Annotated in this window: 22 protein-coding genes; 6 read left to right on the top strand and 16 right to left on the bottom strand. The window is 65.5% G+C overall.

All coding sequences use genetic code 11. The annotated features are described in order from the left end of the window. Positions 1-56: 56 nt before the first annotated feature. Positions 57-2,675: an ABC transporter permease gene (locus KUV74_RS02610; protein ID WP_261395031.1), complete on the bottom strand. Its 2,619-nt coding sequence runs from the start codon at positions 2,673-2,675 to the stop codon at positions 57-59. Next, positions 2,672-3,424 (bottom strand): ABC transporter ATP-binding protein, encoded by a 753-nt coding sequence (locus KUV74_RS02615; protein WP_222515579.1) that lies wholly within the window; start codon positions 3,422-3,424, stop codon positions 2,672-2,674. Before KUV74_RS02615 ends, KUV74_RS02610 begins: the two co-directional genes overlap by 4 nt. Positions 3,425-3,560: 136 nt before the next feature. Between KUV74_RS02615 and KUV74_RS02620 the strand changes: the two genes are divergently transcribed. Continuing rightward, complete coding sequence (locus tag KUV74_RS02620; RefSeq protein ID WP_222515580.1) at positions 3,561-4,268, top strand: arylesterase; 708 nt, start codon at positions 3,561-3,563, stop codon at positions 4,266-4,268. A gap of 16 nt (positions 4,269-4,284) precedes the next feature. Here the strand turns inward: KUV74_RS02620 and KUV74_RS02625 are convergent, their stop codons facing one another. Together KUV74_RS02625 and KUV74_RS02630 are read right to left on the bottom strand one after the other, a co-directional pair. Continuing rightward, entirely contained in the window at positions 4,285-5,181 is an 897-nt protein-coding gene (locus KUV74_RS02625) for a DMT family transporter (RefSeq protein WP_222515581.1), read from the bottom strand. A gap of 144 nt (positions 5,182-5,325) precedes the next feature. Beyond that, a complete protein-coding gene (locus tag KUV74_RS02630) occupies positions 5,326-5,595 on the bottom strand; it encodes a SelT/SelW/SelH family protein (RefSeq protein WP_045991043.1) in 270 nt (89 codons plus the stop codon). Between the two features lie 110 nt (positions 5,596-5,705). On the opposite strand from KUV74_RS02630, the gene KUV74_RS02635 reads away from it, so the two are divergent. The 5 genes from KUV74_RS02635 to KUV74_RS02655 all read left to right on the top strand — a co-directional run bounded on the left by KUV74_RS02635 (position 5,706) and on the right by KUV74_RS02655 (position 11,697). Continuing rightward, complete coding sequence (locus KUV74_RS02635; protein WP_108448146.1) at positions 5,706-7,016, top strand: MFS transporter; 1,311 nt, start codon at positions 5,706-5,708, stop codon at positions 7,014-7,016. Positions 7,017-7,413: 397 nt separating this feature from the next. Further along, positions 7,414-7,848, top strand: coding sequence for a PAS domain-containing protein (locus KUV74_RS02640; protein ID WP_108131386.1), 435 nt, complete (start codon positions 7,414-7,416; stop codon positions 7,846-7,848). A 143-nt stretch (positions 7,849-7,991) separates the two neighbouring features. After that, positions 7,992-8,207 carry a PA3496 family putative envelope integrity protein gene (locus tag KUV74_RS02645; RefSeq protein WP_108131385.1) on the top strand — a complete coding sequence of 72 codons (216 nt, stop codon included), beginning with the start codon at positions 7,992-7,994 and terminating at the stop codon, positions 8,205-8,207. A 270-nt stretch (positions 8,208-8,477) separates the two neighbouring features. Then, positions 8,478-10,139 (top strand): energy-dependent translational throttle protein EttA, encoded by a 1,662-nt coding sequence (gene ettA, locus KUV74_RS02650; protein WP_045991039.1) that lies wholly within the window; start codon positions 8,478-8,480, stop codon positions 10,137-10,139. Between the two features lie 205 nt (positions 10,140-10,344). After that, entirely contained in the window at positions 10,345-11,697 is a 1,353-nt protein-coding gene (locus KUV74_RS02655; protein ID WP_045991038.1) for a DUF2254 domain-containing protein, read from the top strand. Between the two features lie 57 nt (positions 11,698-11,754). Here the strand turns inward: KUV74_RS02655 and lpxL are convergent, their stop codons facing one another. The 12 genes from lpxL to KUV74_RS02715 form a co-directional block, all read right to left on the bottom strand. Beyond that, the gene (gene lpxL, locus KUV74_RS02660) at positions 11,755-12,675 is read right to left on the bottom strand and encodes an LpxL/LpxP family Kdo(2)-lipid IV(A) lauroyl/palmitoleoyl acyltransferase (protein ID WP_108131384.1); all 921 of its coding nucleotides are present in this window, start codon (positions 12,673-12,675) and stop codon (positions 11,755-11,757) included. A 44-nt stretch (positions 12,676-12,719) separates the two neighbouring features. Continuing rightward, positions 12,720-13,829 (bottom strand): alanine racemase, encoded by a 1,110-nt coding sequence (alr, locus tag KUV74_RS02665; protein WP_222515582.1) that lies wholly within the window; start codon positions 13,827-13,829, stop codon positions 12,720-12,722. A gap of 309 nt (positions 13,830-14,138) precedes the next feature. Further along, positions 14,139-15,134: an RNA polymerase sigma factor RpoS gene (gene rpoS, locus KUV74_RS02670; protein WP_108131627.1), complete on the bottom strand. Its 996-nt coding sequence runs from the start codon at positions 15,132-15,134 to the stop codon at positions 14,139-14,141. A 110-nt stretch (positions 15,135-15,244) separates the two neighbouring features. After that, positions 15,245-16,405, bottom strand: coding sequence for a peptidoglycan DD-metalloendopeptidase family protein (locus tag KUV74_RS02675; protein ID WP_222515583.1), 1,161 nt, complete (start codon positions 16,403-16,405; stop codon positions 15,245-15,247). Beyond that, positions 16,398-17,351: a DUF368 domain-containing protein gene (locus KUV74_RS02680; RefSeq protein WP_108131381.1), complete on the bottom strand. Its 954-nt coding sequence runs from the start codon at positions 17,349-17,351 to the stop codon at positions 16,398-16,400. Before KUV74_RS02680 ends, KUV74_RS02675 begins: the two co-directional genes overlap by 8 nt. A 35-nt stretch (positions 17,352-17,386) precedes the next feature. Then, a complete protein-coding gene (locus tag KUV74_RS02685; protein ID WP_045991033.1) occupies positions 17,387-18,052 on the bottom strand; it encodes a protein-L-isoaspartate(D-aspartate) O-methyltransferase in 666 nt (221 codons plus the stop codon). Further along, positions 18,039-18,785 (bottom strand): 5'/3'-nucleotidase SurE, encoded by a 747-nt coding sequence (gene surE, locus KUV74_RS02690; RefSeq protein ID WP_045991032.1) that lies wholly within the window; start codon positions 18,783-18,785, stop codon positions 18,039-18,041. Before surE ends, KUV74_RS02685 begins: the two co-directional genes overlap by 14 nt. Then, positions 18,782-19,957 (bottom strand): tRNA pseudouridine(13) synthase TruD, encoded by a 1,176-nt coding sequence (gene truD / locus KUV74_RS02695; RefSeq protein ID WP_071211075.1) that lies wholly within the window; start codon positions 19,955-19,957, stop codon positions 18,782-18,784. The genes surE and truD overlap by 4 nt, the downstream gene beginning before the upstream one ends. Then, positions 19,954-20,490, bottom strand: coding sequence for a 2-C-methyl-D-erythritol 2,4-cyclodiphosphate synthase (gene ispF / locus KUV74_RS02700; protein ID WP_045991067.1), 537 nt, complete (start codon positions 20,488-20,490; stop codon positions 19,954-19,956). The genes truD and ispF overlap by 4 nt, the downstream gene beginning before the upstream one ends. A gap of 14 nt (positions 20,491-20,504) precedes the next feature. Further along, entirely contained in the window at positions 20,505-21,233 is a 729-nt protein-coding gene (gene ispD, locus KUV74_RS02705; protein ID WP_045991031.1) for a 2-C-methyl-D-erythritol 4-phosphate cytidylyltransferase, read from the bottom strand. After that, entirely contained in the window at positions 21,230-21,565 is a 336-nt protein-coding gene (ftsB, locus tag KUV74_RS02710) for a cell division protein FtsB (RefSeq protein ID WP_045991030.1), read from the bottom strand. The genes ispD and ftsB overlap by 4 nt, the downstream gene beginning before the upstream one ends. Before the next feature lie 192 nt (positions 21,566-21,757). Continuing rightward, positions 21,758-22,834: a transporter gene (locus KUV74_RS02715; protein ID WP_231498461.1), complete on the bottom strand. Its 1,077-nt coding sequence runs from the start codon at positions 22,832-22,834 to the stop codon at positions 21,758-21,760. Between the last annotated feature and the right edge of the window lie 85 nt (positions 22,835-22,919).

The raw sequence follows: 22,919 nt of genomic DNA on the forward strand, positions 1-22,919 counted from the left end.
GCATGAGGCGCTTCGCGTTTCGTGAGACGCTCCGCCCTTTCATGATGATTCGCCTTTCAGGCCTCGCCCAGCAGCCCCAGGCTCGCCGCCGGCGCCTGTCGACGAATGCCACGGGACAACAGATGCCCTACCAGGCCCAGTACCACAGCGCCGAGCGTCGGGACCAGCAGCCAGACCCAGGGATGCACCCGCGGCGGCAGATCCAGCCACAGCAGATATAACGCGGCCGTGGCGACCTCCGCCAGCAGCGCCGCCATCAGGCCGCTGGCCAGTCCCAGAACGGCAAATTCAGCCCACTGCACCCGCGCGAGCAGACGCGAACCTGCGCCAAAGACGCGCAACAAGCCGCTTTCGTGGGCACGTACCGGCTGACTGGCGATCAACGCGGCGTAGAGCACACTGACCCCGGCCAGCAGCACGAAGGCCAGCACCACTTCCACCGCCCGGGTCACGTGCCCCAGCACCTCACGGACCTGCCCCAGCAGGGCATCCACGTCGAGCAGCGTCACCCCCGGGAAGGCCTGGACCAGGCTCCCCAGTTCGCGCTTCTGCTGCTGCTCCAGATAAAAGGCGGTGATGTAGCTATGGCCGTAGCGTTCCAGCACACCAGGTGGGAAGATCACGTAAAAGTTGGGCTTGAAGCTGTCCCAATCGAGGTCGCGGAGACTGGTGATCTCACCGACCAGGGTGTCGGCGCCGATGGTGAAACTTAAACGATCCCCCAGCGCCAGCCCCAGACGTTCTGCCAGTTCTCGTTCCATGGAGATCGGCGCCGTCTCGGCGACGTCATCGCCTGCGGGCGCCGAGGACGGCTGGGCGTCCACCTCGTCGAGCCAGCCGCCGGCCTCGGCGCGCGAGGTGAACCATTCGCCGGCCACCAGACGATTGCCGCTCGGCAGGTCCTCCCGCCAGGTCAGGTTGAGCTCCCGGCGCAGGGCGTTTTCTCCCCTCGCCTCGGGGGGCACGGCCTGCCTCGGCGGCTGGCCGTTGATCGCGGTGATACGCCCGCGGACCATGGGGTAGAGATCACTGCTGGCCTCGGCGATGGCCTCGAGCCGCTGCTCGAAGTCGTCGCGCTCGCCGGGCTGGATATTGATCGCGAAGTGATTGGGTGTGTCCTCGGGTAACTGCGCCTGCCAGGTGGTCAACAGATCGCCCCGCACCAGGGCGATCATGGTCATGGCGAAGAAGGTCACCGCGAACGCCAGCATCTGCCCCAGGCTGGCGTTGCGACGGCGCGCCAACTGCCGAGCGCCCAGACGCAACGACCCGCGCAGACCAGCGGGATCGCCACCCTCCAGCCGCGCGGCCAGACGCAACAGTCCATCGAGGATCAAGCCCGCCAGGCCCCACAGTACGCCCAGCGCCACCATGCCGCCGGCCAAGAGCCCCGCCGCCAGCCCCAGGCTGCCGGAGTACAGCCAAAGCAGAGCACCGAAGGCCAGCGCCGCCGCCAGCAGCAGCGACCAGCCGGAGGCGGGCAAGGGGTCCAGCTCCCGGCGCAGTACCTTGAGTGCGCTAACCCGCTTCAAGCGCAGCAGGGTCGGCCCTGCAAAGCCGGCCAGCACGGCCAGTGCCGTCAGCACACCCAGCCACAACGGCAACGCTCCGGGAGGAGGCAGCTCCAGCGGCAGAAAACGCTGCATCAAGCCCAGCAGCAACGCCTGCCCCGCCAGCCCCAGAAGCGCGCCGATCAGCGAGGCCACCAGCGCCAGACCGGCCAGCTGGAAGGTGAAGATACGCGCCAGGTCCCGCTGGGAAGCGCCAAAGCAGCGCAGTAGCGCGGCGGTATCCAGATGGCGATCGACGTAGCGCCGCGTCGCCATGGCCACCGCCACCCCGGCCAGCAGCACGGCGGCTAGACCGGCCAGGCTCAGGTAGGTCTCGGCTCGCTCCAGCGCCGAGCCCAGCCGCGGCCGGTCCTCGCGCACGTCACGTACCTCGACGCCGTCGGCGCGCAGGCGGGCGAGCCAGGGCGACAGCGTCTCCACCGCCTGGGGCGAGCCGGCCGCAAGGATCTCGAACTCGATGCGCGAACCGGGCTGGATCAGCCCGGTCGCCTCGACGTCGTCGACGTGCATCATCACCCGCGGGTTGAAGCTGCCGAAGCCGGCAGACTGGTCGGCCTCCCGCTCGATCCAGCCGGTCACCTGGAACTCGCCCCTGCCGAGCGTCAGACTATCGCCGAGTTCGATGTCCAGCAGCGTCTCGAGCCTCGGCGCCAGCCACACCTCGCCTGGCGCAGGGCCACTGGCGAGCTCCTCGACGCCGGCGCCCTGGTCGACCCGGGACACGCCGTAGAGTGGATAGTCTTCGTCCACTGCCTTGATGCTGACCGGCTGAAAGGCGCCATCGCGACTGGCCATGGAGACCAGATCGACCTGGTCGCTCAGGCGCATGCCGGCGCCTTCCAGACGCTCCCGGATCTCCAGAGCGAAGGGATCGGACTGCTCCAGCACCACATCGCCGCCCATCATCTGACTGGCCTGACGGGTCAGACCACGTTCCAGCCGGTCGAGAAAGAACCCCATCATGGTCGAGGCGGCCACCGCCAGGGTCAGCGCCACCAGCAAGGCGCGTACATCACCCGCACGAAGATCGCGCCGCAGAGAGCGCGCCGCCATCACCAGCTGACGTCCCAATTGGCCCTTCGCCGTGACGCTTCGCTCACTCATGCCGAGGCCTCCCGCTGGGCGTCTGGCGCCTCGGCTGGAAGCTCCGAGGTCACTTCGGTGAGCTGGCCGTCGGCCAGGCGCAGACACCGATCGCAGCGCCTCGCCAGAGCGTGGTCGTGGGTAACCAGCACCAGGGTGGTGCCCTCGGAACGGTTGAGCTCGAACAGGGTCTGAATGATGCGCTCCCCGGTGTCCGGGTCGAGATTGCCGGTCGGTTCATCGGCAAACACCAGCTCGGGGCCGGTGACAAAGGCCCGCGCCAGCGCCACCCGTTGCTGTTCGCCGCCGGACAGCTGCTTGGGCAGGTGATCCAGGCGCTCGCCCAACCCCACTCGACCGAGCCAGTCGGTGGCACGGGCCTCACGGTTGGCAAGGGTCGACAGCTCGGTCGGCAGCAGCACGTTTTCCAGCGCTGTCAGGGTCGGCAGCAACTGGAAGTTCTGAAACACGAAGCCCACTCGGGTGTTTCTCAGCGCCGCGCGACCGTCCTCGTCTAGCTCGGCAAGCGATGTACCGAACATCGCAAGCTCGCCGGCACTCGGCGTATCGAGACCGGCCAGCAGCGCCAGCAGGGTCGACTTGCCGGCACCGCTCTGGCCGAGGATGGCGACGCTCTCGCCGGACTGTACGTCGAGCTCAAGCTCGCGCAGGATGGTCAGTTCCCGCGTTCCGCTGGCGACCCGCTTGGACAGGCCTCGCGCGCGCAGCACGGTGGTCGGGACGGTATTCTCGGAAGGAGACAGCGACATGGTGATGGCATTCCCTGGGACTTGGACGTTTGGGGCGGCACGGCGGTTTTTTTCTGGAGCCTCGCGCTTCGGCGCTGCTGATGCCACGACGTCAGGAAGACGAGCGCAGGATCGCCGGGCAACGCCCGCCAGGCGGATGCTGAAGACGCTGATGATGGCCTGCGTCTTGACCGCCCTTGTGCCGGGGTCGGTCTGGGCCCAGTCTGACACAGCCCCGCCGACCTTGCTGGTGGTGGGCGACAGCTTGAGCGCCGCTTACGGCATCGAACGGGACGCCGGCTGGGTGGCGTTGCTGGCCGAGCGAGTAGCGCACCGCGCCGAGGTGGTCAATGCCAGCATCAGCGGCGAAACCACCGGCGGGGGCTCCACCCGTCTCCCTGAACTCCTCCGACAGCACGACCCGGACATCGTTCTGCTGGAGCTGGGCGGCAATGACGGACTCAGGGGCCTTCCGCCGAGCCAGATGTCGGCAAACCTCGAAGGCATGATCGAAAAGAGCCAGGCCGCCGGCGCCCAGGTGCTGCTGCTGGGTATCGATATTCCCCCGAATTACGGCGACGCCTACCGTCAGGCCTTCACCGGGGTCTTTCGAGAACTGGCCGACACCCACGAGGTGCCGCTGGTGCCTTTCCTGCTCGAAGGGGTGGCGCTGGACCCCGAGCTGATGCAGGACGACGGCATCCACCCCACCGCCGAAGCCCAGCCGAGGCTGCTCGACAACGTCTGGCCGAGCCTTGCGCCCCTGCTGGACGAGACCGAGACGCCGGGGACCGAGGCGGTGTCGACCCAGCCCTCCAGCCAGAAGGACAGCAAAGAACGCAGCGAGCAAGCGAGCGCCTCCTGAGGCGCTCCGCGGGCCCCTACGAGGAGGATGGCTCGACGTGAGCCGGCGCCTTCTGCCACTGCTGCAGCCCAAGCCCCAGCAGGATCAGCACCAGTCCGATCAGGGTCGAGGGGAGTATCGGCTCGCCGACCACCAGGTAGAGCAGCATCAGCGACACCGGTGGTGACAGAAAGATCAGGTTGGAGACCTTGGCGGTGCGCGACACCCGCTGCATCGCCGCCTGCCATAGCACAAAAGCGACGCCCATCTCGAACAGTCCGACATAGATGCCCGCGCCCAGGGCGGCACTGCCGTGCCACTGAAAGCCTGGCCCCAGCACCATCAGCAGCGTCAGCACCGGCACCCCGACGCTGAAGTTCTGCCACTGGGCGACCAGCGGAGGACGCCGGTCGCGGGCATTGAACAGCCAGTACAGCGCCCAGATCAGCGTCGACACCAGCGCCAGTGCGACTCCCAGAGGATCGGCGAAGGACACGTCAAAAACCTGGCCGCGGGTGGCGATGACCCAGACCCCGGCGTAGGCCACCAGGCCGGCCACCACGTCCATCGGCGTCAACCGCTGCTTGAGGATCGGCACCGCCAGCAAGGCCATGGCCAGCGCCCAGGTGTAGTTGAGCGCCATGGCCTCCTGTCCGGGCAACCGGTCATAGGCCGCAAACAGCACAAGGTAGTAGGCCACCGGGTTCATCAGCCCGGCCCACACAGCGGTGCGCCAGCCGCGACGAAGTGCCTGATGCAGCTGTCCGCGCCGCAGCATCAGCACGCTCATCAGCACCCAGGACACCAGCGCCGCCAGCCACATCAGCTCCAGCGGGCTCATATGGGCAAGCGCCAGCTTGAAGGCGGTGGCCACCGTGGACCACAACGCCACGGCGCCAAGGCCGAAGGCCATGGCCTGTCGATCAGTTGTCATGACATTCCCTGGGGTAAAGATGAGGACAAGGATGAGGGCAAGGAGCAGCGGGCCATGGCCACGCCAATCAGCGACGCGGCCAATCAGGATGACGCCATCGAGCCCGCGTTCAGACCGTCAACACAGGATGACCATCGGCAACGTTCAACGGTCCAGATGGCCCAGATCGCGCTCGGGAGCGATGCCGTCGCGGACCCGTTGCTTGAGCGTCTTGACGTCGGGAAAGCCGCCATCTCGCTTGCGCTCCCACAGCGTCTCGTCATCCAGCCGGATCTCGAAATGTCCGCCGTGGGAAGGCACCAGCGTCACCTCCTCGAGATCCTCGCCGAAGGTCGAGAGCAGCTCCTGGGCATACCAGCCACTACGCAAGAGCCACTGACATTGCGTACAGTAGATAATCCGAATGCGTGCCACGTTCAGCCTCCCTGTTCCAGCACGTAGGTGGAAACACCGGCAACGCGCTGCAAGGCAGCACGTACACCGTATTCCCTCAAACCACGATCATAACAGTCAGGACAGCCTCCATGGCCAGTGGCGAAACCCAGACGCGACTTTACGAGTGGCTCACCGGCGACGAGGACAGTCGCCTGTGCAAGGACATCCCGGACAGCGCCTGCGATGAGCAGCCGCGCAACTTCTTCCTGCATCTGCTGGCGTCACTCGGCAACAAGCTCGCCGACGAACTCTCCAGCGCTCGTCTGGTCCTGCCCTGGCTACTGGGCGCCATCGGCGCGCCGACCTGGATGGTCGGCCTGCTGGTGCCGATTCGCGAGGCCGGCGCCCTGCTGCCCCAGCTGTTCGTGGCCGGTTTTATCCGCCTGAAACCTCGGCGCAAGGGCGTCTGGGTGGTCGGTGGATTGCTCCAGGCGCTGGCCGCCGCGGCGCTGTCGGTTCTTGCCCTGATCGGTTCAGGCGGTGTTGGCGGCGGCCTGGTACTGCTGGCCCTGGTCGCCCTGTCGCTGGCCCGGGGGCTGTCGTCCATCGCCACCAAGGACGTGCTCGGCAAGACCATCTCCAAGCAACGTCGCGGGACCCTGATGGGCTGGAGCGGTAGCGTGGCGGGCGCCGTGACCCTGGCCGCCGGTGCGGTGCTGGTGCTGTTCGACGACCGCCCCGGTGAGCTCGCCCTGGCGGTGCTGCTTGGCGTGGCGGCGCTGGGATGGACCCTCAATGCGCTATGCGCCGCCGCCATCGAAGAAGCGGAAGGCGCCACCGACGGCGGCGCCAACGCCTGGGATTCGGTCAAGACCGGCCTCGCCCTGATGCGCGACGACGCCGCCTTTCGTAACTTCAATCTGACCCGCGCCCTGTTGCTGTCCAGCGCCCTGGCGTTGCCCTATGTAGCGCTGATGGCCCAGGACAACGGCGGTACTGAACTTGGCGGACTGGGACTTCTGATCGTGGTATCCGGGGTCGCCGGCATGGTCGCCAGCCCCATCTGGGGCAAGCGTTCGGATGCCTCCAGCAAAACGGTGATGCGCGACGGTGCCATCGGTACCACCCTGTGCTGCCTGCTGGGGGCATCGCTGGCCTGGTTGCCCGAGTCGATGAGCGCAAGTGTCTGGCCCTACGCCCTGGTCTACGCGCTGCTGGTCATCGTCCACTCGGGCATTCGCCTCGGTCGCAAGACCTACATCGTCGACATGGCCGGCGCCGACAATCGTGCCCTCTATGTGGCCCTGTCCAACACCATCACTGGCGTGCTGATGCTGATCGTCGGCGCCGTGATCGGTGCTCTGGCGCAATGGCTCGGCGCCGGCCCGCTGTTGCTGGTGCTGGCCGCCACCGCCGCCCTGGCCGCCCTCAGCGCATTGCGCCTGCCGGAGGTAGAGTGACGCAAGGGCAGCCTCAGCGTCCGCTCCACACTACCGCCACAGCAAAGACGACAGGAAGCGCTGAAGAAATGTCGCGAGCGATGACAGGTCGGTTGCCGCCGGAACGCAAGGTTTCGAGTTTACATGGGTTAAATGAGGAGCCTGAGTACCGCCGGCGGTCGAGATGTCGAGCGCAGCAATTTATGCAGCGTTTCCTTAGCGGACCATTGATTTAATCTCGCCCTCTGGCCATGCTTAGCATCAAATTTTGCCGATTAGAGCCATCATTACATCCCGAGGTTGCGCACAAACCGTCTACGAGAGACTACCGGTTTGGTGCACATCCTGGCCCTTGAATCCCCGGCCCCTGATTACCAGGCAACAAGGGTGTAACGCCAAGCCCGCAACAGGACGTCCCATGACACGACCGAACATGATCGCCCCGGAACTGCTCGAACGCATCGTCAACGCCTCGGAAGACGGGATCGTGGTGGCCGAGAAGGAAGGCGACGAGCATATCCTGATCTACGTGAATCAGGGCTTCGAGCGCCTGACCGGCTACAGCGCGGACGAGATCCTCTACCGCGACTGCCGCTTCCTGCAGAACGACGATACCGACCAGCCGGCCCTCGACGTCGTGCGCAAGGCCTTGAAGGAGTTGCGCCCCTGCCGCGAAGTTCTGCGCAACTACAAGAAGGACGGCACCCTGTTCTACAACGAGCTGTCACTGACCCCGGTGTTGGACGAAAGTGACGAGCTGGTCTACTTCATCGGCGTCCAGAAGGACGTCAGCGAACGTGTGGCCAACCTGGCCGAGATCGATCGCCTGCGTGACGGCGCCGACAGCGCCTGAGCCAGTCCACGCCTCCCTCTTGCACTTTTCTCGATTCCCGCTTATATAGCCAACAGAGTCCTCGGATTCTGTTGGCGCTTCCCGCCGTCGGAAGCATGGTGTGACAAGACGCGCTTCGGCGCTCTGGCCATGGGAGATTTCACATGAGCCGTGATTCCCTTCTCGATGATGCCTACCTCGACCTCTCTGATCAGGAGGCGGTCAACGACGAGGACTATTCCCGCAGTCGTCCTTCCAACCGTGCTGACACCCTGCGCGCCCGCCGACGAGTGGAAGCCCTGCTCGAGGAACGTCGCCTGCGCCAGGCCATCGATGACGACTGGGGCTATGACGAGGAAGAGGAAGAAGAAGAGGAATAGCACCCAGCGCCACCTGTCTTTCCCGGGGCGGTCGGTGCATCGCCCCCGCCATTCGCTCTCGCCTGGCGAATCCCCTCACCTTGCGTGGGGCGCCCCTCGATCTCGCCACACGGCTGGCGTTTGTGCGCCTCCGGCTCTATCATCTGTGACCAGCTTTTTTCCGCGAACCCCAGTGGAAACGCGGCATCGTCCACGTCTGGCTATGCTGTCGACGCCCAGGGCGTCCGTCAGCGCCGGTGGTGATCGTTTCCCCAACACTAGCGAGTTCCCATGGCGCAATACGTCTACACCATGAACCGGGTGGGCAAGGTCGTGCCCCCCAAGAAGCAGATCCTCAAGGACATCTCCCTGTCCTTCTTCCCCGGGGCCAAGATCGGCGTGCTCGGTCTCAACGGCGCCGGCAAGTCCACCCTTCTGCGGATCATGGCCGGCGTGGACACCGAGATCGAAGGCGAGGCACGGCCGATGCCGGGCCTCAACGTGGGCTACCTGCCCCAGGAGCCCGAGCTCGACGACACCAAGAACGTGCGCGAGACCGTCGAGGAGGCACTGGGCGAGATCAAGGAAGCCCAGGCCAAACTGGACGCCGTCTATGCGGCCTACGCCGAACCGGACGCCGACTTCGACGCGCTGGCCGCCGAACAGGCCAAGCTCGAGAACCTGATCGAGGCCGCCGACGCCCATAACCTGGAGCGCAAGCTGGAAGTCGCCGCCGAGGCACTGCGGCTACCGCCCTGGGAGGCCAATGTCGGCCACCTGTCCGGTGGCGAACGTCGCCGCGTGGCGCTGTGCCGCCTGCTGCTGTCCAACCCGGACATGCTGCTGCTGGACGAGCCGACCAACCACCTGGACGCCGAGTCCGTGGCCTGGCTCGAGCGCTTCCTCCACGACTATTCCGGTACCGTGGTAGCCATCACCCACGACCGCTACTTCCTCGACAACGTGGCCGGCTGGATCCTCGAGCTCGACCGCGGCCAGGGCATCCCCTTCGAAGGCAACTACTCCCAGTGGCTGGAAGCCAAGGAGAAGCGCCTGGAGCAGGAAGCCAAGGCCGAGGCCTCGCGTCAGAAGGCGATCAAGCACGAGCTCGAGTGGGTTCGCTCCAACGCCAAGGGCCGTCAGGCCAAGAGCAAGGCACGCCTCAACCGCTTCGAGGAGATGCAGTCCGGCGACTTCCAGAAGCGCAACGAGACCAACGAGATCTACATTCCGCCGGGTCCGCGTCTGGGCGACAAGGTCATCGAATTCCACGGGGTGTCCAAGCGCTTCGACGACAAGCTGCTCTACGAGGACCTGAGCTTCACCATCCCCCAGGGTGCCATCGTCGGTATCGTCGGCGGCAACGGTGCCGGCAAGTCCACCCTGTTCAAGCTGATCCAGGGCAGCGAGAAGCCGGACGCCGGCGAAGTGGTGCTCGGCGAGACGGTGGACATCGCCTACGTCGAGCAGATGCGCGACGCCCTCGACGACAAGCAGACGGTGTGGGAAGCGGTGTCCGATGGACAGGATATCCTCAACATCAACGGCTACGAGGTCTCCTCACGGGCCTACGTCGGGCGTTTCAACTTCAAGGGCAATGACCAGCAGAAGTTCCTCAGGGACCTCTCCGGTGGTGAGCGCGGCCGCCTGCAGCTGGCCCAGACCCTGAAGCAGGGCGCCAACGTGCTGCTGCTCGACGAACCGTCCAACGACCTGGATATCGAGACCCTGCGTGCGCTGGAAGAGGCTCTGCTGGCCTTCCCCGGCTGCGCCATGGTGATCTCCCACGATCGCTGGTTCCTGGACCGCATCGCGACCCATATCCTGGCCTTCGAGGGCGAGTCCCACGTCGAGTTCTTCGCCGGCAATTACACCGAGTACGAAGCCGATCACAAGAAGCGCGTCGGTGACGACACGCCGCATCGGATGAAGTACAAGCGTATCGACGCCTGATACGACAAGCACTGCGCACTGCAACGACGCCACCGGCCCACGCCGGTGGCGTCGTCGTTTGTGCAGTTCCAGTCTTTCCGCTGCCGCCAGCGTTTACCGGCGTACTTGCATGACAGCACGCTTGAAGCGATAAGAGCCACATGCGACGCATCTTGTCGTCGACATCGACCTATCCCATCCACCGCTACCTGACAGGGTCCCTGCCATGTCATCGCTGACCTTCCATCCGGTGCGGTTGATTCGCGCCTTTTACACCAGCATCGCCTACCTGCCGACCCTGGCAGCCCTGGTCTACGGTCTACTCGGCCTGCTGGCGCTGGCCCCACCGATCAGCGACACCTCGCTGCCGGAGGTGATCCAGAAGCTCAGTCTCACCGCCCCGGGCAGCGCCCAGTCACTGCTGGCGGCCATGCTCGGTGGCATGATCTCGCTGATGGTGTTCAGCTTTTCCATGGTGATGTCGGTGCTGTCCCAGGCCGGCGGCAACTTTTCCCACAAGCTGGTATTCGGGCTGGTATCGGAGCGCGCCAATCAGTGGGTGCTCGGCCACTACCTCGGCACCATCCTGTTCATCCTGATTCTATTGATCGTGCCGGAGGTCGACGACGGCGAAGCCGCCTGGCGTTCGCTCGCCATCTATCTGGCCTGCGCCATGGTGCTGCACTGCCTGGCGCTGTTCGTCTATTTCATCCACAACGCCTCCCAGTCGATCCAGATCGATGCCGTGATCTCCGGGCTCCATGACACCACCCTGGCCAGCATGCAGCGTCTGCACGACAAGGAAACCGATGACCATTGGCGCTACCTGCCCTCGGCTGCACCGCCGAGCGCCCAGTGTCACGAGATCCATGCGCGCATGGCGGGCTATGTGCAGAACGCCAACCTCGAGCGACTGGCGGAGCTTGCCGAGCGCATCGGTGGCGTGCTGCATCTGCAGTTTCGTTTCGGCGACTACGTGGTGGAGGGGCTGCCCATCGCTATCCTGGAATGCGAGGACACGCCCAACGAGGAGTGGTGCGACGAGGTGCTCTCCACCCTCACCTATCTCGACGGAGAATCCATCGACGAGCACTTCGTCCACGGACTGACCCAGATGATGGAAGTGGCGATCAAGGCGCTGTCGCCGGGGATCAACGACCCCGGCACCGCCAGGCTGTGCCTGCACCGGATGACCGATCTGCTGTGCCGCTACCTCAAATGGCAGCCGGCCAACACCATGGTCGACGGTGACGGCAAGCGCCGTGTGACCTGGCCGGTGGAACGCTACGACAGCCTGCTGCACCGCCTGTTCGTGCCGATCCTGTCCTACGGCGCCGAGGACCAGAGCACCCTGCTGGGTTTGCTCAAGTCGCTCAAGACCCAGTCACTGTTCGCCGGGGAACACCAGCTCCCCAGCATTCAGCGGATGGCTCAGCGGGTCGGCCAGGCGCTGGCGGACGGCGCCAGCGACCCGATGGATCAGGCCTTTATCGTGGAACGCCTGGAAAGAGGCGCACACCGCCTCGACCTGACCCCCATGCGAGAACGCCTGGCGGCGCGCCTCGAGCAGATCGGTTGACGCCTGGACCGACGGGGCGCCCGCGGCCAAGCCGGCAAGCCCCGCCAGGCGGGTCCATCAGTAGATCTTGGCCTCGCCCCTGGGGCGGGTCTTGAAGCGCCGGTGCATCCACAGATACTGCTCGGGATGGCGGCGAATCGCGGCCTCGATCACCGCGTTGATACGGGCAGCGTCGGCGACCTCGTCACCGCTGGGGAAGTTGTCCAGGGCGGGCAGGTATTCGAGGCTGTAGGTGCGATTGTCGGGATTGCGATGAAAGATCAGCGGCATCACCGGCGCGCCGGTCATCTTGGCGATCTTGGCCGTCAGCTTGATCGACGCCGCCTCGACTCCGAAGAAGGGCGCAAACACGCTGGCGTCACGACCGAAGTCCTGGTCCGGACTGTACCAGACGTGGTGACCGGCCTTGATCCGTCGCACCACGCCACGCAGGTCATGACGATCGATGGCGGTACCGAAGATGCCGTTGCGGGCACGGGTCATGAAACGCTCGAACACCGGATTGTCGTGGGGGCGATAGACCACGTCGGCGGGAAAGAACAGCGAGTGCAGGGCGCCGCCGAGATCCAGGGTGGAGAAGTGGATGCCGATGATCAGCGCGCCCTTGCCTTCGGCCTGGACCTTGGCCATATGCTCCTGGCCCTTGAAGGTGACCCGGTGGCGCAGATGTTCGGGATCCCGGCACCAGCCGGTGGCGGTCTCGAAGATGCCGATGCCGTTGGCCAGAAAGCTCTGCTTGACCAGGCGGGCCTGGGCCGCCGGGTCGAGCTCGGGAAAGCAAAGGCGAATATTGGTCTCGGTGATATGACGGCGACGCCCGGCGAAACGCCAGGCAGCCAGTCCGATCAATCGGCCCAGCGCCAGCTTGCAGCGCCACGGCAACCAGGCACTGGCGCGCATGGCGGTGATGGCAAGGTAGGTCGGCCAGTAGCGTGGCTGGGTCCAGTAACGTGGCGCGGTCGTTGTGTCCTTGGACATGCGATCCCTCGTCGGTCGATCAGGACGACCGACGAGCCAGGCCGTCAGTCGCTAACGGCGCCATTGTACCGCCTGGGCACCCGTGGCAGCACCCCGGTCAACAGGGTATAGCTGATGGTGTCGCAGAATCGGGCCACTTCATCCACCGACAGAACGCCACCGTGACGGCTGCGGCCCCACAGCACCACCTCGCTGCCGATGCCTGCCTCGGGTAGTTCGCTCAGGTCCACCGTCATCATGTCCATCGACACCTTGCCGGCCACATGGGTGCGCTTGCCGTCGACCAGCACCGGAGTGCCGTCCACCGCGTGGCGGTCATAGCCGTCGCCGTAGCCACAGGCCACCACCCCGATACGCGAGGGCCGAGAGGTGACGAAGCGCCCCCCGTAGCCCACCGGCTCCCCCGCGGAAAGCTCGCGCACGGCGATGATCTCGCTGCGCAGGCTCATCACCGGTGCAAGCTGCTGGCTTGCGCTGTTGGCGACCTCCAGTGGGTCGGCCCCGTAGAGCATCACTCCCGGACGGTTGATGGCACCGTGGGCCGAGGGCTGGGCAAGAATACTTGGCGAGTTGGCCAGGCAGGTGGGCGCGTCGAGACGCTCGGCCAGCGCCACAATGCACTCGCGCTGACGTTGAAAGTAGCCAGCATCGGTACTGTCGGCGGTGGCGAAGTGGCTCATCAGGTGAAGATCACAGACACACTCGGGGGCCGCCTCGAGTGCCCGCCAGGCCGCTTCGGCCCGCTCGGGCGGGAAGCCCAGCCGATGCATGCCGGAGTCCACCTTCAGCCACACCGGGATGGGCCGGGCCGGACGCCGTGCCAGGGCGGCCTCGAGCTGCCAGTCGCTGTGAATCGCCATGCCCAGGCCAAGCGCCTCCATCTGGGCCAGCTCATCGGCGCTGAAGATCCCCTCGAGCAGCACGATGGGCTCCTCGATGCCGGCCTCGCGCAGGGCGACCGCCTCCTCGATCGCTGCCACCGCAAACATCGGCGCCTCGCCGGACAAGGCCCTCGCGCAGGCGACGGCGCCATGGCCGTAGGCGTCCGCCTTGAGCACCGCGACGCTGAGGCTGCCAGGGGCCAGGCCCGCGGCAAGCCGGTAATTGTGGCGCAGGGCATCCAGGTCGATATCGGCGATCAGGGGGCGAGACATGGGGACTCCGAGGTCAGTGTGCAGAGGCTAGTGTTGTCACCATATTATGCTCAATAGAAAAGGGTATTTCATGGCATATAAGTCCATAAAACTCTTCCGAGACAGCTAGTTAAACCAATACTTAGATAGCAACCAGACAAAACCACTAAAAAAAGCGCCAGGCTTGGCCCGGCGCTTATGGATACGTCTCACGGGGTCAGTCTTGAAGGTCGAGCACATGCCTCTATCCAAGCGCTCCAGCATGCACTGACATCATCTACTAGCGGGTACCTCCACCGACAGTACCCTGGTCACGCCAGGCTGACGGGACTACTCGAAGATGGCGTCCAGCGACAGGCCCTGCTTGTCGAGCATCCGGCGCAGCTTCTTGAGCGCCTCGACCTGAATCTGGCGCACCCGCTCGCGGGTCAGGCCGATCTCCTCGCCGACCTGCTCCAGGGTGGCGGCCTCGTGGCCACGAAGGCCAAAGCGTCGCACCACCACCTCGCACTGTTTCTCGGTAAGCTCCGCCAGCCAGTGATTGACGTGGGCCTTGACGTCACCGTCGACCAACGTCGACTCGGGCCCCTGCTCGTTGTCGTCGGTGAGGGTCTCGATCAACGGCTTGTCGCTCTCGCCGCCCATGGGGTAGTCGACCGAGGACACCCGCTCGTTGAGCCCCATCATCTTCTTGACGGTCTCGACGGGCTTGTCCAGATGTTCGGCGATCTCTTCGGCGGTGGCCTCGTGATCGAGCTTCTGGGTCAGCTCGCGGGCGGCGCGCAGGTAGATGTTGAGTTCCTTGACCACGTGGATCGGCAGGCGAATCGTGCGGGTCTGATTCATCAGCGCCCGTTCGATGGTCTGGCGAATCCACCAGGTGGCGTAGGTCGAGAAGCGAAAGCCGCGCTCCGGATCGAACTTCTCCACCGCACGAATCAGGCCGAGGTTGCCCTCTTCGATCAGGTCCAGCAGGGTCAGGCCACGATTGAGGTAGCGGCGCGCGATCTTCACCACCAGGCGCAGGTTGGACTCGATCATCCGTGCCCGCCCCTGGGGGTCGCCCTTGCGCGCCAGACGGCCGAAATAGACCTCTTCCTCCGGCGTCAGCAATGGCGAGAAGCCGATCTCGTTCAAGTAGATCTGGGTGGCGTCGAGGCTCTGGCGCGCATAGCGATCCTCGCGACCCAGCGCCTTCTCGAACGCCTGAGTCTCGTCGTCGGCTTCCTCGACCTCTTCGGCCTCGTCCGTCACGTCCTCGACGGCGTCCTCGTCAGCCTCGTCTACCGTTTCGAGATTCACATCCTGAAGATCCCGTTCAAGCATGCTCATCGTATAGCTACCCCGTGGTTGCGACCCGGCGTTGTCGTCACCCACTACGATCAACGCCAAAGATTATTATTGTGTGACGCTCATCCTGGAGAAACTGCCGTTTCTCAACGGGAAGGAAGATATTTCGTCGGATCCTGCGGCTGACCGTCCTTGCGCACCTCGAAATGCAGGCGTACGTCCTCGGCGTCGGAATCGCCCATGGTGGCGATGACCTGGCCTGCCTCGACGACATCGTTCTCGCTGACCTTGAGACTGTCGTTGTGGGCGTAGGCACTCAGGTATTCATCGTTATGCTTGAGCAGGATGAGCTTGCCGTAGCCCCGCACACCGCTGCCCGCGTAGACCACCTTGCCCGGCCCCGCCGCTCTGACAGGTTGCCCCTTTTGACCGCCGATATCAATGCCGGCGGTGATGCTCGAACTCTCGCCGAACTGGCTGACAATCTGGCCGTCGGCCGGCCACTGCCAGGGGACCTCATCGACCGGCGTATAGGTCCGGGACCCGCCGCTTGAAGCGCTTTCGCCGCCACTGGAAGACGTCGCCTGGCTGCTGCTGCCGCTGTCCTGCGAAGCGTTGGCGGCCACGGTTTCTGACTGTGCAGAATCGCTAGCCTCGGCCTGCTGCTGTTGCTGTGCCCTGGCCTCTTCCTCGGCGGCCGCCACCACCGATTCCTCGGCTTCGCGCTGGGCGCGTTCGGCCTCATCCTGACTGCTCAGGCTGCCATCGGCGCCGGGGGTGTCGTAGTCGTACACCGGTCCCGGAGCGGTCGCGCTGACACCGGCCACGGCGGCTGCGCCCTGGGCCGCGGTACCGCTGATCTGCTCGGTACTCGCGCTCACGGTCTCGGTGCTGCCGTCCGGCAACAGCCACTCGAGATCCTCGGAGGAGGGCTGAGCGTTCTGACTTTCCTGGCCGAGGGGCGTTGCCACCGCCCCGCCCTGGCCTGCCTGCGCGCCCGCTACCTGCTGGCTACCGGCGCCCGACGACGGGGCTTGACCGTTGGCCGACAGGCTCAGCGTCTGGCCGACGTCGATGCGGTAGGGAGGCTGGATATTGTTGATCCGGGCCAGTTCGCGGAAGTCCATATCGTGGCGCCAGGCGATGCCGTACAGCGTATCGCCGGACTCGACGGTGTACTGCGCAGGCACCTGGGCGGCACGGGCCGACGACAGGTCCTGAACCTGGACCGGCTGGCTCGGGCCCTGCTGATTGACACAGCCGGCCAGGACCAGCGCCAGGCTGGAGATGACGAGAGTCTTATGCATCGTGTGGTGTCTCCTTGTCGGCTGACCGCGTCGAGCGGCTAGCGTTGGCGTCTTCGCGGGCGGCGGACGAAGCGCCAACCCTGGCAACGATGAGGACCACCAGCATGCCGAGGATGGCGAGCAGCGTCACCCCCACCAGCTGCGCGGCCTCTCCGGTCACCGCAGAATAATCCCAGGGGGCCAGATAACGATAGTCCAGCGGGATGACTTGATTGTCACTGCCTAGCTGATAGCGCGTCAGCTCCCGCCAGGGCCAGAGGATCGGCAGCGAGCCCACGATGAAGCCGACCAGCAGCTGCAGGGTGGCGGTGTGATGACGTCGCAGCAGCCACGACAGCAGACGCGAAAAGGTGAAAAGGCCAACCAGGCACCCCAGGGCAAACAGCCCCAGCAGCGGTACATCAAAACCGCGGATCCCCTGCATCACCACGTCGTAGAGGCCCATGCTCAACAAAAGAAAGCTGCCCGAGACGCCGGGCAACAGCATCGCGCTGATGGCGATGGCGCCACCGACGACCAGTACCAGCGAGGGGCTGCCGAGGGCGTTGACCAGCGGCATCAGCGACGGCAGCGCCTGGGCCAGCACCAGTCCCAGCGCCAGCGGCAGCATGTGCCACCAGCGCCAGTCGGCCGGGTGCTTGCCGACCACCAGCGCCGACGCCGCCACCAGGCCAAAGAAGAAGCCGTTGAGCAGCAGCGGATGGCTATCCAGCAGCCACACCACCAGGTGAGCCACGGTGATCAGGCTGGTCAGGATGCCGGCCATCAGCGGAAGCAGGAAGCGCAGGTTCAGGTGAGCGACGAGCCCCCTGACGCCGCCCTGTTTCAGCGCCCCGAAGGCACTGGGACCGAAGCGCTTGATGGTGTGGATCAGCTCCTCGTAGATGCCGGTGACGAAGGCAATGGTGCCCCCGGAGACTCCCGGGACGGCATCCGCCGCCCCCATGCCCGCACCCCGGAGGTAGAGGCCTAGCGAATGTTTCAACGAATTACTCCTTCAAGTAACGGCACGAAGCGTACCGGCTCCAGCCGTTCGAATTCAAAGCGCTCTCCCTCGCGCCTTACACGGGTCAGCCACTGGCGTCCATCGTGCCCTTCCAGCGGCGCGATCAGCACGCCGCCGTCCACCAGCTGGGACAGCAGAGGTTCGGGCAGTTCGCTGGCACAGGCGGTCAGCAGGATGGCGTCGAAGGGGGCGGCCTCGGGCCACCCGTGCCCGCCGTCGGCCAGCCTCAAGCGCGCGTTGTAGGTCTTCAACAGGCGCAGGCGTGAGGCGGCGATACGATGCAGAGCATTGATCCTCTCCACCGACCAGAGTTCCGTCACCAGACGTGCCAGGATCAGCGTCTGGTAGCCTGACCCGGTCCCCACCTCCAGCACTCGCTCGGGCGCCTGCTCGAGGATCAGCTCGCTCATGCGTCCGACGATCCAGGGCTGCGACAGGGTCTGGCCGTGGCCGATCGGCAGCGCGGTATCTTCGTAGGCACGATGCGCCAGGGCCTCGTCAAGGAACAGATGGCGAGGTTCCCGCGCCATCACCTCGAGCACGCGAGACGAGCGAATGCCCTGCTCGCGCATGCGGCTGACCATGCGGTCCCGGGTTCGCTGGGACGTCATGCCGACGCCTCTGAGATCAGGTGAGCGCATCAAGCCAGTCCTGCACATCATCGCGTGCGGCGTGTCGGGTCAGATCGGTCTGCAGCGGGGTGATGGAGACGTAACCCTCCGCCACCGCGGCGAAGTCCGTGTCCGGCGCATCGTCGGCATTTTCCCCCACCGGGGCGATCCAGTAGCGCAACCGTCCACGGGGATCGCGCGTCTCGATGGGGCGTTCGGCGGGGCCACGATAGCCCATGCGAGTGACGCGAAAGCCGCGCAGCTCCTCCCACGGCACATCCGGCACATTGACATTGAGCAGGCTGCGCGGCGGCAGCGAAAGCTGCTCCAGTGCCCCTACCAGGCTCGCCGCCACCCGGCCAGCGGTCTCGAAGTAGCGGTGCCCGACCAGTGACACGGCGATGGCCGTCATGCCCAGATTGCGCCCTTCCATGGCCGCCGCCACGGTGCCCGAGTAGAGCACGTCGTCGCCCAGGTTGCCGCCATGGTTGATACCCGAGATCACCAGATCCGGCGTCTCGTCCCAGACGCCGTTGACGCCAAGATAGACACAGTCGGCGGGGGTACCGTCGACGCTGTAGAAGCCGCTGTCCATGGGGCTGAGCGACAGCGGACGCGACAGGGTAAGGGAGTTGCTGGCACCGCTGCGATCACGATCGGGGGCGACCACCCTGAGCTTGGCATAGGGGCTGAGGGCGTCATGCAAGGCCTTCAAGCCAGGCGCGTTGACGCCGTCGTCGTTGGATAGCAGCAGTCTCCTCATGGTGTATCTCCCTGGTGTTGCTCGGCCACTGGTTGCGCGTCCCCGGTCAGCTCTTCCCCAGGCTGCCTGGCCACAGGCTCCTTCACTAAAGGCTCGTCGACGGACGGCGCGTTGCGAAAGCTCAAGGTGGGGTGATCCATCAGCTCACGCAGCACGGCGGTGGCAAAGGCCCCGGCGGGCAAGCGGAACTCGAGCCACACCGCGTCGCCCTGACGCCATAGACGGGCCTCGGTGGGCATGACTCTCAACGCCCGTCGGGACGCCTTGACCCTGGCCTTCTCGAGTCCGGCGCAAAGCGCCGGCGCCTCGGCCAGGACGTCTTGCTCCAGCGCCTCGGCTCGCTCCCGGGCGCGACTGCCACCGGTCCCCCAGAGTACCCCGGCGGGATGGATGTCGCCTTGCTCGAGGCGCGCCTTCAAGGCGTCATCGGGGCTTTCCACGTCGAACAGGCTGTGGGTACCTTCCAGCATCATCACATCGCCGGCCAGCACCTCTCGCCAGCAGCCCCTGCGCAGACGCTCGGCCAACTGGGCGTTGAACAGGTAGCTGCGAGCGGCGGACAACAGCATGCCCTCGCGGTCATCACGCTTGCGCCAGCCGCGCTCGAGCACCGCACAGGCCTTGCTCAGGTTGCGCCCCTCGTGACCGAACCGCTGGGGCCCGAAATAGTTGGGCACCCCGTCGCTCACCAAGGCCTCGAAGCGCTGTTCGAGCCCAGGGTCCCGAGCCACCTCGCCGGTCAGCTTCAGACGAAAGCGGTTGCCGCGATGGACCCCACGCTTGAGCTTGCGCGGATGACGGCTGGCGGCCTCGACCACATAGCCCTCCGCCGCCAGTCGTGCGTCGAGATCTTTCGGCGCCTCACGCCCCGCAAGATGCACCGAGAACCACTGACGCGTTACCGCCGTGCGGTCCTTCATGCCGGCATAACCGACGTCGCGGCGACTCACCTGACACTGGTGGGCCAGGGTCGAGGCGACCCTGGCGGTGGTGGTGTCACGCTTGGCGATCCACAGCCACAGGTGCTCGCCCTGGCCCTCAGGAGCGAACCCAAGGTCCTCCTCGACCTGGAAATCCTCGGGGGTTTCCCGGTAACGCCCAGCCATCGGGGCGCCGAAACGCTCGTCCAGATAGCGCGGCCAGTCCGGGGGCCAGACGATGGCATCGCTCATGTCGATTCGGCCCTCGTGACACTGGCGCCAGGGTCCCCGGCGGCGCTGGTGGCATCATTGTCAATGGCCGCCATCAGCACCACCGCCTCGGCGGCGATGCCCTCGCCACGCCCGGTGAAGCCGAGACGCTCTGTCGTGGTGGCCTTGACGTTGATGGCGCCCCTGTCGATGCCCAGGTCCTCGGCCAGGGCGTCGCGCATGGCACCGAGATGCGGTGCCATCTTCGGCGCCTGGGCCATCAGGGTGGCGTCCAGGTTGGCCACCCGGTAGCCGGCCTGCGCCACCCGTGCCACCACCCGCCGCAGCAGGTCGCGACTGTCGGCGCCCTTCCACTCAGGGTCGGTATCCGGAAACAGGTGACCGATATCACCGAGGGCGCAGGCGCCCAGCAGCGCATCACTGATGGCATGCAACAGAACGTCGCCATCGGAGTGCGCCACGAACCCCCGATCGAAGGGCAGTCGCACGCCCCCGATCATCAGGTGGTCACCCTCGCCGAAGCGATGGACGTCGAAGCCGTGGCCTATGCGCAGGGGCAGCAGCATGTTCATGAACTCTCGTGCAGATCCCGGAGCACCGCGTCGCCGGCCAGGATCAACTCGGCCAGGCGCAGGTCCTCGGGGTGGGTGATCTTGATATTGTCGCGGCGACCGGCGACCAGTCGGGGCGCGCGGCCCAGGGCCTCCACCGCCGACGCCTCGTCGGTGATCCGGCCGACACCGATGCCGTCCGGCGCCAGCGCCCGGGCCAGAGCTTCCTGAAGCAGAGCAAAGCGAAATGCCTGGGGCGTCTGGGCCTGCCACAGACCCCGTCGGTCCTCGGTGTTCGCCACCGCCCCCTGGCCATCGTCACGCTTGATGGTATCCGCCACCGGCGAGGCCAGCAGCGCCCCGTCAGGGCTCGCGAGGGCAGCGTTGTAGAGCCGTGACAGGTCATCGGCGCTGACACAGGGGCGCGCCACGTCGTGCACCAGCACCAGGTCATCGGGGGCGCCTTGGGCGGCGACCGCCGCCAGGGCATTGACCACGCTGTGCACGCGCTCGGCGCCGCCGGCCACCCGCTGCCAGTCGGTAAAGGGGACCAGCGCCGGGTCGAACCAGTCGTCATCGGGCGCCAGGCACAGGCACAGCCGCGCCTCGGGAAAGCTCTGATGCAGCCGCGCCAGGGTATGCGCCAGCACCGGTCGCCCCGCCACTTCGAGATACTGCTTGGGGCAGGTCCCGCCGACCCGCTTGCCGACGCCCGCCGCCGGCACGATCAGCCACAGTCGGCTCATTCACTGGCCCCCTGGGCAGATCCCGGTGTCGGTTGGGCCACCGGGGCGACGTCGGTCTCGACCCCGGGCACCCAGAAGAACTGCTCGTCGGTGCGCACCATGCCCACATCGCTGCGAGCGCGTTCCTCGATGGCATCGAGACCGGTCTTGAGGTCCACCACCTCGGCGCTAAGGCGAGCATTGCGATCGCGCAGGGGCTGGTTTTCCGCCTCCAGCGCCGCCACCCGCCCGCTGACTTCATTCATTTCCATGACACCGCCCTGGCCCAGCCACAGTCGATACTGAAGCAGGGCGAGCAGTGCCAGCAGCACTATCGCCAAGGTCTTGAGCATGCAGGTACCGTCGACATTCGATTCGGCGCCTAGTATGCCATCGCCGCCCGGTCGGGGGCGAGTCGCGGGTCGGCCCATGTCACGATGGCCAGGAGAGCGCATCAAGACCAGAGGCACCAACGCAATCGGCCGACCCCGAGGGTCGGCCGACTCACTGGCGAGCGTTCTTGCGCTGGTTAAATGCCAACCGCTCTATAGCTGGAACGGCATACGGAAGGTCAGGCTGATATCCGAGGCGTCATCGGTCATGCCGATGCCCAGGTTGGTGACCACCGAGGTGGAATCGGTCATGGCGTAGGTGCCACCGATATTGAACACCCCGATAGTGGCGTCACTGCCGATAACCTCGGTCTCATTGCCACCTTCCGGAGTAATCTCGGTCTTGCGGATATATTCGTGGGAGTAGGACAACGCCAGACTCAGCCGCTCATTCAAGGCAAAGGCGGTACCGAAGCCTGCGCTGATGCTGTCACCCAGATCCACATCGGCGCGCTGATCACCCTCACCCGCCGAAATATCGTCGAAATCTTCCTCGATATTGTAGGTGTAGCCCAGGTTGGCGAAGACGATGGCCGGGTCCAGAGTCTTGAGTACCGACACCCCGGCAGTCACGCCCCAGACGCCGTTGCCGGTGGGCAATTCCTTGGGAACCGACAGGTTACCGGCGGTATCGGATTGCTCGATTTCGATGCCGTAGGGGTCCTTGCCGGTGGGCGCACGCACCCCCAGACTGACCACCACGTCGGGCCTCTCCACGGTCTCCGGCAGCAGCCGGTAGGACAGGCTCGCCGAGATATCACCTAGCCCGGCTTCATCGACGTCATCCTCCACATTGCGTTCTGTGGAGAACTCACCACCGATGGACTGGATGGTGGTGGTGCGATAGACGAAGGGCACATTGATGCTGGCTTCCAGCCGATCGGTCAGGCCATAACGGGTATTGATATCCAGGGTGGTAATGTGGGTCTCGACATTGTCGAGATTCAGCTCGCCGAGAAAGATGGCGTCCAGTGCCAGAAAGCCGCGTAGTGCCAGGCTATCCCGATCCGAGTAGGTGTAGGTGATCCCGGGTTCGATGGTCAGGCGATCGGAAAACAGCGCGTGCTCCTCGCGGAAAATATCCTGCACGCTGCGCGAGGCCTCCTGGGATTCCAGCGCTTCTTGCTGTTCGGCTCCGACGGTCTGTTGTGCAAGAGCAGGCGCCGCAGCACCGGCCAGTAAAAGGCCCGCCAACGGCGGGCAGAGCGTCCTGTTGATGACGATATTCACGTCGATCTCCTTGTCCCCGAATGAAATCGTTTGTACTTCTTGTCGAGCGTCTACTGCGCCCTTCTGCTCCCCTTCCAGCAGGGTC

The sequence above is a fragment of the Halomonas sp. DP1Y21-3 genome, assembly GCF_019801245.1.
Classification (GTDB): domain Bacteria; phylum Pseudomonadota; class Gammaproteobacteria; order Pseudomonadales; family Halomonadaceae; genus Halomonas; species Halomonas litopenaei.